Source organism: Kitasatospora sp. NPDC057512 (assembly GCF_042802135.1).
Taxonomy (GTDB): Bacteria; Actinomycetota; Actinomycetes; order Streptomycetales; family Streptomycetaceae; genus Kitasatospora.
The window spans coordinates 1-11,357 of record NZ_JBHVET010000221.1; the positions used below are offsets into that span (position 1 = coordinate 1).

Annotated in this window: 6 protein-coding genes and 2 tRNA genes; all 8 read right to left on the bottom strand. The window is 74.7% G+C overall.

Features of this window, described 5'->3' with window-relative positions; genetic code table 11:
- Positions 1 to 68: 68 nt before the first annotated feature.
- The 8 genes from ACFU6K_RS16810 to ACFU6K_RS16845 all read right to left on the bottom strand — a co-directional run bounded on the left by ACFU6K_RS16810 (position 69) and on the right by ACFU6K_RS16845 (position 11,286).
- A complete protein-coding gene (locus ACFU6K_RS16810) occupies positions 69 to 2,681 on the bottom strand; it encodes a ComEC/Rec2 family competence protein (RefSeq protein WP_380663734.1) in 2,613 nt (870 codons plus the stop codon).
- Between the two features lie 96 nt (positions 2,682 to 2,777).
- Positions 2,778 to 3,725: a helix-hairpin-helix domain-containing protein gene (locus ACFU6K_RS16815; RefSeq protein ID WP_380663735.1), complete on the bottom strand. Its 948-nt coding sequence runs from the start codon at positions 3,723 to 3,725 to the stop codon at positions 2,778 to 2,780.
- A 200-nt stretch (positions 3,726 to 3,925) separates the two neighbouring features.
- Complete coding sequence (locus ACFU6K_RS16820; protein WP_380663737.1) at positions 3,926 to 4,771, bottom strand: DegV family protein; 846 nt, start codon at positions 4,769 to 4,771, stop codon at positions 3,926 to 3,928.
- Between the two features lie 153 nt (positions 4,772 to 4,924).
- On the bottom strand, positions 4,925 to 5,755 hold the full coding sequence (locus ACFU6K_RS16825; protein ID WP_380663738.1) for a hypothetical protein: 831 nt from the start codon (positions 5,753 to 5,755) through the stop codon (positions 4,925 to 4,927).
- Between the two features lie 359 nt (positions 5,756 to 6,114).
- The gene (leuS, locus tag ACFU6K_RS16830; protein ID WP_380663740.1) at positions 6,115 to 9,009 is read right to left on the bottom strand and encodes a leucine--tRNA ligase; all 2,895 of its coding nucleotides are present in this window, start codon (positions 9,007 to 9,009) and stop codon (positions 6,115 to 6,117) included.
- A gap of 410 nt (positions 9,010 to 9,419) precedes the next feature.
- A complete protein-coding gene (locus tag ACFU6K_RS16835) occupies positions 9,420 to 10,715 on the bottom strand; it encodes a hypothetical protein (protein WP_380663741.1) in 1,296 nt (431 codons plus the stop codon).
- Positions 10,716 to 10,813: 98 nt separating this feature from the next.
- A tRNA-Ala gene (locus ACFU6K_RS16840) sits at positions 10,814 to 10,886 on the bottom strand.
- Between the two features lie 327 nt (positions 10,887 to 11,213).
- A tRNA-Ala gene (locus ACFU6K_RS16845) sits at positions 11,214 to 11,286 on the bottom strand.
- Between the last annotated feature and the right edge of the window lie 71 nt (positions 11,287 to 11,357).

The following is an 11,357-nucleotide window of genomic DNA, read 5'->3' on the forward strand; positions in this document are numbered from 1 at the left end:
TCCTCCCACCACCCCCTTCTACTTTCCATGCCCCCACGTTGATTGGTGGAAGGAGGAGAGCGCGGGGGTCAGGTGGGCGGGGCCCGCGGGGCGCCCGGGGTCTGCCCGGCGTGGGTGCGGGGGTGGCGGGCCGCGTGGGCGGGTTGCGGGTGGACGGCCGCGCCGAGGGCGGCCGGGGAGTCGCCCGTCACCGCGATGTCCCCCTCCCGGTCGGTGCGCAGGACGGTGGCGCCGAGTGCGCGCAGGTGGTCGACCGTCTTCGGGGACGGGTGACCATACGGGTTGCCCTCGCCACAGGAGATGAGGGCCAGCCGGGGCCGCAGGGCACCGGCCAAGTCCCAGTCCTGGTGGGCCGATCCGTGGTGCGCCACCTTCACGACGTCGACCTTCCCCAGTCGGCCCAGCAGGGCCGACTGGGCCTGCGGTTCGAGATCTCCGAGCAGTGCCATCCGTAGTCCTCCTGTCAGTGACACCATCAGTGCGACGCTTGCGTTGTTCGGTCCGGGCGCCTCGGCAGCCGCACCGGGGACGGGCCACACCACGTCCCAGGCCAACTCCGCGCCGGCGGAGCGCCGTTCGCCCCGGCCGGCTCTCAGTAACGGGAGGCCGACCCCTGCGGCCCAGCCCGTCACCCGGGCCGCCTCGCCCGGCGGGTCGTCCAGCGTGGTGCCCTCGACGGCGCCGACCCTGCGGCCCCGCAACACCCCAGGCACGCCCTCGACGTGGTCGGCGTGGAAGTGCGTCAGCAGCAGCAAGGGGACGGTCGTGACGCCGAGGTCGCGCAGGCACCTGTCGGCGGCGTTCGGGTCCGGCCCGGCATCGATCACCACCGCGCTGTCCGGCTCCCCCGTCGCCAGGGCCAGCATGTCCCCCTGCCCGACGTCGCACATCACCAGTCGCCACCCCGGCGGCGGCCAGCCGGTGGCGATCCGGATGAGCTGCGGCGGGCGCAGCAGCACGGCCAGCAGGACCATCATCAGCACCGCCGTCACCAGCGTCCGCGCCCAGCGCCGCCGGGCGGGCACCGGCGCCGGACTGCCCGGCTCCCGCCGTCGGGGCAGCAGGAGCGGCGCCGCCCAGCAGGCCGCCAAGACGGCCAGCGCGACCGTCGCCGTACCGAACCACCCTCCGGGCCAGGCCAGTTGGCCGCCCGGCACCTCGGCGCCGCGCCGTGCCACCAGGGCCAGCCAGCCGGCCGGCAGCCCGGCCGGTTCCGCGAGCAGGCGGGCCAGGGCCGGAAGGAGCGGCTGAAGGGCGAGCACTCCGAAGCCGAGCAGTGTCGCCGGGGCCACCGCCAGCTCGGCCAGCAGGTTGCAGGGGATGCCGACCAGGCTGATGTGCCCGGACAGCACCACCGTCACCGGCGCGCACAGCGCCTGGGCGGCCGCCGTCGCCGCGAACGCGCCTGCCAGGTGGTGCGGCCAGCGGCGGGCCCGCAGGGCTTCGGCCCAGTGCGGTCCGAGGACGAGCAGCCCGGCGGTGGCGAGCACGGAGAGCAGGAAGCCGAACGAGCGCGCCAGGAACGGGTCCAGCAGGACCAGCACCAGGACCGCTCCGGCGAGCGCGGGCACCGCCTTGCGGGGACGGCCGGTGGCCAGGGCCAGCATGCCGATCAGTCCCGTCCCGGCCGCCCGCAGCACGCTGGGCTCGGGCCGGCAGACGGTGACGAAGGCCAGCGTCAGCGCCGTGCCGAGCAGCGCGCCGGTGCGCAGCGACAGCCCCAGCACCGCGGCCAGCCCGCGCCGTTCCGGGGTGCCGGCCTGTCCGGGCGCGCCCAGCAGCGCGCCGAGGACGATCGCCAGGTTGGCCCCGCTGACCGCCACCAGGTGGACCAGGTCGGTGGCCCGGAAGGCGTCGTCGAGGTCGTCGGGCAGTCGCGAGGTGTCGCCGACGACCAGCCCTGGGAGCAGCCCGCGCGCGTCCGCGGGAAGTCCGTCGGTGGCCGTGCGGAGGCCTTCACGAAGCCGCCCGGCGATCCGCTGCGGCAGGCTCGGCGGCGCCAGCTGTCGGGGCGCCCCGTGGACGACCAGCAGCGCGGCGGACTCGGTGTCGTGGCCCTCCCCCGCCGACCGTACCTCGGCCTCCACGGCCAGCCGCTGGGACGGGAGCAGCCGCCGCCAGGGCTCGCTCTCCTCCCCTCGGGCCATGACGGTCACCGGCGTGCGCGTGCGGGTGCTCCGCCCGTCCGGCAGCGGGGTGACGCGGTCGGCCACCGCGTCCAGGGTGAGGAGCGTCTGCCCGCCGACGGTGCCGCCCCGGGAGGCGTGGACCTTCGGGTCCCCCGCAACGGTCAGCTCCACCTCCACCACCGGGGTGGGCGCGCCCGGCGCTCGCGGACCGGCGGCCGTGGACGCACGGGCGAGCTCCGGCAGCGGCCCCCGGTGCAGGTCGGCGGTGTGCAACGGGGTGGCGATCGCGGCCGCCGCACCGGTGAGCAGGACGGCGGCCAGCGTCGCCGAGGCCCCGTGCCGGCGCAGGACCCCCGGCCGGGTGAGCAGCAGGACGGCCGCGAGCGCGGCGGCGCCCGCCACAGCGAGGACGAGGGCTGCGTACCCCGGCTCCAGGCGCAGAAGTGCCGCCGTGACCGCCCAGGCCGAGACGGCGGGCAGCAGCAGCCGGAAGTCGGTGCTCGGGGAACGGGGCGCAGTGGCCGGACCGACCGGCTTGGTGGCGACGGACATGGCGGTACCTCCCTTCGAAGGCCGGGCATGCGGGCGGGGGAACGGGCAGGGGAAGTGGACAAGGGGAACGGGCGGGGACGGCGGCAGGACAAGGCGTCAGAGGGTGAGCAGCGGGCGGAGTTCCGCGTACGTACGGGCGCCGATGCCGCTGACCTGCCGGAGTTGGTCGAGGGAGCGGAAGGAACCGTGCGAGGTGCGGTAGGCGAGGATGCGCTGGGCGAGGGTGGGGCCGACGCCGGGGAGGCTGTCGAGCTGTTCGAGCGTCGCGCGGTTGAGGCTGACGGGTGGCCGGGGCGCGGCGGCGCCCGGAGGGCCGCTCCCGCTTCCGACCACGGGGCCGGGGGCGGGCGCCTGCTCGCCGACCAGGATCTGCTCACCGTCCGTCAGGATGCGGGCCAGGTTGAGGTTCCTGGTGTCCGTCTCCGGCAGCGGACCGCCCGCCACCCGCAGGGCGTCGGCGACCCGGGAGCCGCCGGGCAGGGTGTGCAGGCCCGGGAGGTGGACCCGCCCGCCGACGTCCACCACGACCGCCGGCCCGGCACCGGACACCGCCTCGGCTCCAGGGCCTGGCCCGGCCCTGGAGGAAGCGGTGCCGGCGGGGACGGACGGCTCCGCCCCCGACGGTGCCGCGACCGCCGCGAGGGCGGGTACGGTGACCGCCTCCGGCCGGGCCAGCCAGAAGTGCTGCACGGCGTAACCGACCGCGAACAGCAGCAGGATGGCCAGCCCGGCCACCGCGCGCCGATCGAGCGCCAGCACCGAGGCGAACGAGGGGATCGGGGAGGACGCGGAGAACCGCGAACGTGCCCCGGCCTCCGTCGGCCCCACGGCGTCGCCCGGATCCGGCGCAGCACCCGCACCCGGCGGGGCCTGCGCCGCTTCCGACGGCACCGGCACCGCAACCGGCGGCGGGGCCGGCCCCGAGGGGCCCCCTCCGACACCACCCTCCGGCTCGTCATCCATCGGCAGCAGCGCGGCCATCCGCAGCCGCACCGTCTCGTTGATCGCATGGCGCTTCGCCGCGCCCAGACCCATGGTCGTCATGCCGAGGACGGTAGGAGTCCTCCGGCGAGCGTGCGGAAATTAACGAAACCCTGTGGATAACCCGGGGGTTGTGGATAAAAAGCGTCACTCACAAGAGTGGGTAGGACCGCCCGAGGTTGACCGAGGCGCCAGCGAACCACCCGCCCAACGAACCACCCAACGGACCGCCCGCCCACCGCCCCGCCACCCCGCCTTCCCCCTCAACGCGGCGCGACCACCACCGCCAGCAGCCCCGGCCCGACGTGCGCGCCGATCACCGCCCCCACCTCGCCCACGTACAGCTCCCGCAACCCCGGCACCCGGGCCCGCAGCCGCTCCGCGAGCGGTTCGGCCCGCTCCTCGGCCGCCAGGTGGTGCACGGTGATGTCGACGTCCTGCTCCCCCGACCGCTCGACGGCGATCTCCTCCAGCCGCGCGATCGCGCGCGACGCCGTCCGCACCTTCTCCAGCGGCTCGATCCGCCCGCCGTCCAGGTGCAGCAGCGGCTTGACCGCCAGGGCCGAGCCGAGCAGCGCCCGCGCCGCCCCGATCCGTCCGCCCCGACGCAGGTGCTCCAGGGTGTCGACGTAGAAGAACCCGCTGGTCCCGGCCGCCCGCCGGCCCGCCGCCTCGGCCGCCTCGGCCAGGCCCTGCCCGGCCGCGATCGCCTCGGCCGCCGCCAGCACCCCGTACCCGAGCGCCATCCCGACCAGTCGGCTGTCCACCACCCGCACCGGTACGGGCGCCTGGGCGGCGGCCAGCCGGGCGGCCTCGACGGTGCCGGACAGTTCGCCGGAGATGTGCACGGAGACGATGCCCTTCGCCCCGGCTTCGGCAGCCGCCCGGTAGGCGGCGGCGAAGGTCTCCGGGTTCGGCCGGGAGGTGGTCACGCGCTGCTTGCCGCGCAGCGCCTCGGCGACGTCCTTCGGGGAGATCTCCACGCCCTCGCTCAGGACGGAGTCGCCGACCGCGACGCTCAGCGGGACCACCGTGATCCCGTACCGGTCGAGGGCGTCCTGCGGCAGATAGGCCGTGGAATCGGTGACAAGTGCGAGGTCGGAGGGCATGAGCCGGAGGTTACCCCCCGTCGCTCCGGGAGGACAGCGCCCGGCCCGGGCACCCGTGGGAGGCCCCAGGACGCTCGACCGGCTCGGCCTGTGGGAGGCCCCAGGACGCCCGACTGGCTCGGCCCGTCGGAGGCCCCGCGACGCGCGACCGGCTCAGCCCGCCGAGGGCCCCGTCGAGGGCCCGGCCGAGGGCTTGCGCAGCCGCTGCGCCAGCTTGGCCAGCGGATCGGCGAGCCCGAGCAGCTCCTCCGCGCTCGGTCGCCCCTTCCCGTCGGTCAGCCCGGCCCGAGCCGCACCCCCGGTCGCCCCCGCGGAACCACCAGACCCCGCGGAAGCACCAGACCCCGCAGCACCACCAGACCCCGCAGCACCACGGGACCCCGCAGCACCACCGCCCCCCGCGGACCCGGAAGCCCCCGAACCACCCCCCGCGACATCCCAGTGCCGCAGCGCCCCCGCCTCGCTCTCGCACTCCTGGCTCAGCCGGCTCAGCTCGTCGTCCGCGAACCGGTGCATCCGGTCCTGCGCCGCCCAGCGCATGGTCTCCGCCGAGTGCGTGATCCGCTCCGCCCGCTCGCGCAGCTCCGGCAGCTTGGCGGCGATCCGCGCGGTGTCCGGCTCGCGCTCCAGCATCCGCAGCTCGCCGTCGAGCTCGGCGGCGTGCGCGTCGAGCCGGTCGAGCAGGGCGAGCGACTCGCCGAGCTGGCCGTCCTGCGCGAGGCCGCCCTCCAGCACCTGCCGGGTGCCGTCGAGCGAGGTCCGCAGGCCCAGCCGGACGGTGGCGATCTGCGCGGGCGGGCCGACCCTGGTGTACGTCTTCGCCTTGAGGGTGGCGGTCTCCACGGCGCGCCGGGCGTTGGCCTCGTGCTTCTCGATCTTCGCGCCGACGGCCTTGGCGGCCTTGACCGTGCCGATCACGGCCAGGACCATCACCGCGACCCCGAAGAGCAGGACCAGCCCGATCATCACGCCGAACACGTCCATCGCGCGCCACCTTCCGCCGTCGATCCGGCCCCCACCGGGCCCAACGCGGGCCGCATTGCCGAGGGTTCCACCGTAGCCGCCGCAACCCGCCCGGGGGCGGCCGAGAGGGCCCTGGCGGACGGAGATCAGGGTCAGATCCGGGATCTCCCCGAGGGCCCCCACCTTGAGAGCCCCCCGCAAGCGCCCTGCAAGACCCCCTGCGAGCACCGAAACCCCGAACCGCCGACTCCCGGAAGCACCGGAACCGAGAACGCCGACTCCCCGGAAACGCCGGACGGGCGCCCCGAAGGACGCCCGCCCGACCGCTCCCGCGATCACTTCCGCGGCAACCGCAGCAGCCGAAGCACCGACCGCACCACTCAGCCGGTGACGATGTTCACCAGCTTCGGCGCCCGCGCGATCACCTTCCGCACCTCGGCCCCGCCGATCGCCGCGACGACCGCCGGCTCCGCCAGCGCCAGCGCCTCCAGCTCGGCGTCCGAGATGCCCGGCGCGACCTCCAGCCGCGCCTTGACCTTGCCCTTGATCTGGACCACGCAGGTCACCGTCTCGTCCACCACGTACGCCGGGTCGGCGACCGGGTAGTCGGTGTGCGCCAGCGATTCGCCGTGGCCCAGTCGGCGCCACAGCTCCTCGGCGACGTGCGGGGCCAGCGGCGCGACCATCAGCACCAGCTGCTCGGCCACCGCCCGCGGCGTGGAGCCGCGCTTGACCAGGTAGTTGTTCAGCTCGATGGCCTTGGCGACGGCCGTGTTGAAGCGCAGCCCGGCCATGTCCCCGCGGATGCCGTCGATCGCCTTGTGCAGGGCGCGCAGCGTCGCCTCGTCCGGCTCCTCCTCGGTGACGACCAGTTCGCCGGTGGTCTCCGAGACGACGTTGCGCCACAGGCGCTGCAGGAAGCGGTACGAGCCGACGACGGCGCGGGTGTCCCACGGGCGGGAGACGTCCAGCGGGCCCATCGACATCTCGTACAGGCGCAGCGTGTCGGCGCCGTACTCGTCGGCGATGTCGTCCGGCGCGACGGCGTTCTTCAGGGACTTGCCCATCTTCCCGGCCTCGCGCTTGACCGGCTCGCCGTCCCAGAAGTACTGGCCGTCGCGCTCCTCGACCTCGGCGGCGGGCACCGGGAAGCCGCGCTCGTCGCGGTAGACGTCGGCGGTGATCATGCCCTGGTTGAACAGCTTGTGGAACGGCTCGACGGACGAGACGTGGCCCAGGTCGTGCAGCACCTTGTGCCAGAAGCGCGCGTACAGCAGGTGCAGCACGGCGTGCTCGGCGCCGCCGACGTACAGGTCGGCGCCGCCGGCGGGCTTGGTCGCCGTCGGGCCCAGCCAGTACTTCTCGTTGGCCGGGTCGACGACCGCCTCGGAGTTGGACGGGTCGACGTAGCGCAGCTCGTACCAGCAGGAGCCGGCCCAGTTGGGCATGGTGTTGGTCTCGCGGCGGTACTTCCTGACGCCGTCGCCCAGGTCCAGTTCGACGTTGACCCAGGCCTCGTTGCGCGACAGCGGGGTCTCCGGCGAGGAGGCGGCGTCGTACGCGTCGTAGGTGCGCGGCGAGTAGTCGTCGACCTCGGGGACCTCGACCGGCAGCATCGACTCGGGCAGCGCGTGCATCACGCCGTCCTCGTCGTAGACGATCGGGAAGGGCTCGCCCCAGTACCGCTGGCGGCTGAACAGCCAGTCGCGCAGGCGGTAGTTGACGGTGCCCTCGCCGATGCCGCGCTCGGCCAGCCAGGCGGTGACGGCGGCCTTGGCCTCGACGACGCTCAGCCCGTCCAGGGACAGCGACACGTCGCCCTCGGTGCGGGCGGAGTTGACGATGACGGAGTCGTAGGTGTCGAACGCGTCGTCCCACTCGGCCGGGTCCTGGCCCCGCCCGTCGGTGGGCTCGACGACGCAGCGCATCGGCAGCGCGAAGGCGCGGGCGAAGGCGAAGTCGCGGTGGTCGTGGGCGGGGACGGCCATGATGGCGCCGGTGCCGTAGCCCATCAGCACGTAGTCGGCGATGAACACCGGGACGGACTCGCCGCTGACCGGGTTGACGGCGTGGGCGCCGGTGAAGACACCGGTCTTGACCTTGGCCTCGACCTGCCGCTCGACGTCCGACTTGGCGGCGGCCGTGGCGCGGTAGGCGGCGACGGCCTCGGCGGGGGTGGCGGCGCCGCCGGTCCACTCGGCGGGCACGCCCTCGGGCCAGGCGGCGGGGACGATCGAGTCGACCAGGGCGTGCTCGGGGGCCAGCACCATGTAGGTGGCGCCGAACAGGGTGTCGGGCCGGGTGGTGAAGACGGTGATCTTCTGGTCGCCGGGGGCCGCGAAGTCGACCCGGGCGCCCTCGGAGCGCCCGATCCAGTTGCGCTGCTGCAGCTTGATGGCCTCGGGCCAGTCCAGCAGGTCCAGGTCCTCGATCAGCCGGTCCGAGTACGCGGTGATGCGCATCATCCACTGGCGCAGGTTGGACTTGAACACCGGGAAGTTGCCGCGCTCGGAGCGGCCGTCCGCGGTGACCTCCTCGTTGGCCAGGACGGTGCCCAGGCCCGGGCACCAGTTGACCGGCACCTCCTTGGCGTAGGCCAGGCGGTACTCGCCCAGCACCTCGTCGCGCTCGGCGACGGTCAGCCCGGCCCAGGCGCGCCCGTCCGGCAGCTCACGCGCGCCGGACTCGAAGTCGGCGACCAGCTCGGCGATCGGGCGGGCCTTGCGGGCGTCCGCGTCGTACCAGGAGTTGAAGATCTGCAGGAAGATCCACTGGGTCCAGCGGTAGTACTCCGGGTCGATCGTGGAGATCGAGCGGCGCGGGTCGTGGCCCAGGCCCAGCCGGCGCAGCTGCTGGCGCATGTTGGCGATGTTGGCCTCGGTGGAGACCCGCGGGTGGGTGCCGGTCTGCACCGCGTACTGCTCGGCGGGCAGGCCGAAGGCGTCGTAGCCCAGCGTGTGCAGCACGTTGTGGCCGGTCATCCGCTGGTAGCGGGCGAAGACGTCGGTGGCGATGTAGCCCAGCGGGTGGCCGACGTGCAGGCCCGCGCCCGAGGGGTACGGGAACATGTCCATGATGAAGCTGTGCGGCTTCGCGGCGACGTCGCCGGCCGCCGGGTCGGCCAGCGCACCGGTGGGGTTGGGGGCGTGGAAGGTGCCCTCCTTCTCCCAGATGTCCTGCCAGCGGGACTCGATCTCGGCCGCCAGCGCAGCGCTGTACCGGAACGGCTCGGTCGCGGTCTCGGCCGCGCCGGACGCAGGGGTCGTCTCGCTCATGGTCCTTCAAGCTCCATCGGTGTCGGTTGGCGAACCGCGCGGGCGGCCGGCCCGTGGACCCGGCCCGGGACGGGGTCGGGGGGGCGGAAAACAAAAAATCCCCTCGCAGGAGGGGACGCCACGCCGACTCCGGCACCGCCCGAAGGCTCAGCCGGTCCTGGTCAGCGCGGCCGGCTAAGGAGCAGGCGCACGGTTCGCATGGGCTCAGGGTACCGCAAGCGGGTCGACGGGCTGCGGGGTATACCGCCAGGACGGCGGCACAGAGCCGCACGGGGCCGCACAAGGCCCCACGGAGCCCCGCCGAGCCGCAGCGAGCCCGCAGAACCGCACGAGGCCGCACCGGGCCGTCGCGGGACCGCCGGAGCCGTACGGCACCGCCCCGGCCCGACCCGGCCCGACCCGGCCCCGCCCTACCGCGCCGCCACCCGCCCCGCCGCGTCGAACTCCCGCAGCGCCTTCGCCACCCGCTCGGACTGCATCCCCGCCGCGAGCGAGCGCGCCAGCGAGGCGGTGCGGGCCGCCTCCCGCTGGTCGCCGAGCCGGCGGTGGGCCTCGGCGAGGCGCACCATCAGCAGCGTCTTGGTACGGGCCCGTCCCGGCCCGAGGCCGGCCACGGCCTCGGCGAGCAGCACCTTGGCCAGCCGGTGCTGGCCGAGCGCCAGCCGCCCCTCCCCCACCATCCCGGAGAGGTCGGCCCGGACCTCCTCGCTACCGGGCAGGCCGTCCAGTTCGGCGAAGGCGCGGGCGGCGGCGGCCTCGGCCCGTTCGGCCTCGCCCCGGCGGCCGTACGCGCCGGCCAGCCGGCCGTACTGGCGGGCCCGGGCGACGGGGCTGAGCGCGGGGCCGTGGGTGTCCAGGGCGGTCACCAGCGCGGAGACGGCGTCCAGCCCGCGCCCGCCGGTGCCCTGGGTGGCGAGCACGACCAGCGCGCCGAGCACCGCGACGCCGAGCCGGGGGTCGCCGCTGACATGGGCGGCGCGCAGCGCGGCGACGAAGGCCCGCTGGGCGGCGGCGTCGTGGCCGAGGTCGTACGCGGCCCAGCCGGCCAGCCGGGCGAGTCTGCTGGCCGTGCCGTAGAGCTCGCGGCCGAGCCGTTCGTCGTACGCGCCGAGCTCCAGCAGCTTGGCCAGCATGGCGAGTTCGGCCCGGACGGGGCCGAGGACGAGGCCGCCGCCGCAGGCCCGTTCGAGCTTCTGCTTGCTGCGGTAGGACAGGCCGAGTTCGCCGGCCAGGCCGGGTTCGACGCGCAGCGCGCCCTCGCCGCCGCCGACGGGCGGCGGCGGGGAGTCGAGGCGGGCGGCGGCCTGGTCGAGGTCGGCGCCGCGGAACAGGTCGGTGAGGCGCACCGGGCCGGCGTCGGTGGCGGCCTCGCGCAGCGCGGTCTGGGCGGTGTCGGCGGTCCACGGGTCGGTGAGCAGCCGGGGCGACAGGATCTTGGCACCGCGGTGGCCGCCCATCCGGCCCCAGAGCTGTTCGTAGGTGACGGCGATGCCGAGGGTGCGGCTGAGCACCTCGCAGACCGCCTGGTCGTGCGGGCTGCGCGGCACCATGCCGCGGTCGCGCCACTTGTACGGGGCGGTGGAGCTGATGGCGAGGCCCGGCGGCAGGGCGAGGCTCACCTCGCGGGCGAGCCGTTCCGGACTCCATCCGAGCTGGTGGAGTATCCGGGCCAGTTCCTCGTTCCGCCTTCGCTCCAGATCGGCCATGGCACGACGGTAGCGGGATTCCGGCCGCCGGGACCGGCGGCGCGGGCAGAACGGCGAAGAGCCGCCCCCCGTTTCCGGGAGGCGGCTCTCGACTGCTGTGGAGCTATGGGGAATTGAACCCCAGACCTCTTGCATGCCATGCAAGCGCTCTACCAACTGAGCTATAGCCCCTTGACCTGCGTCGTCACCGTGGTTCCCGGTTGTTTCCGGCCGTTTCCCTCGGCGACATCGACTACTTTACACGGTCCGGGGCGTGCTCCTGAAATCCGTTTCCCGAGGTCCGCACCACGCGCCCCGGGGGCCACGTCTCCCGCGCTCCGGGCGCACGATGCCCACCCCGGCGCCTATCCCTGACGCACGCTCCCAGCGCGCACTCCCGACGCGCGCGCCCCGCGACCGCATCACCCGCCGACCGCGCGCCCACCAGGAAAACCGCAAGCCCGGGCCCGAAACGCCGGAAGGCCGCCACCCCTTGGGTGACGGCCTTCCGAACTACTGTGGAGCTATGGGGAATTGAACCCCAGACCTCTTGCATGCCATGCAAGCGCTCTACCAACTGAGCTATAGCCCCGCGACACGGGCGACCCGGGCTGTCCACTACCGCCGATGCGGAGTGGAGCTATGGGGAATTGTACCCCAGAC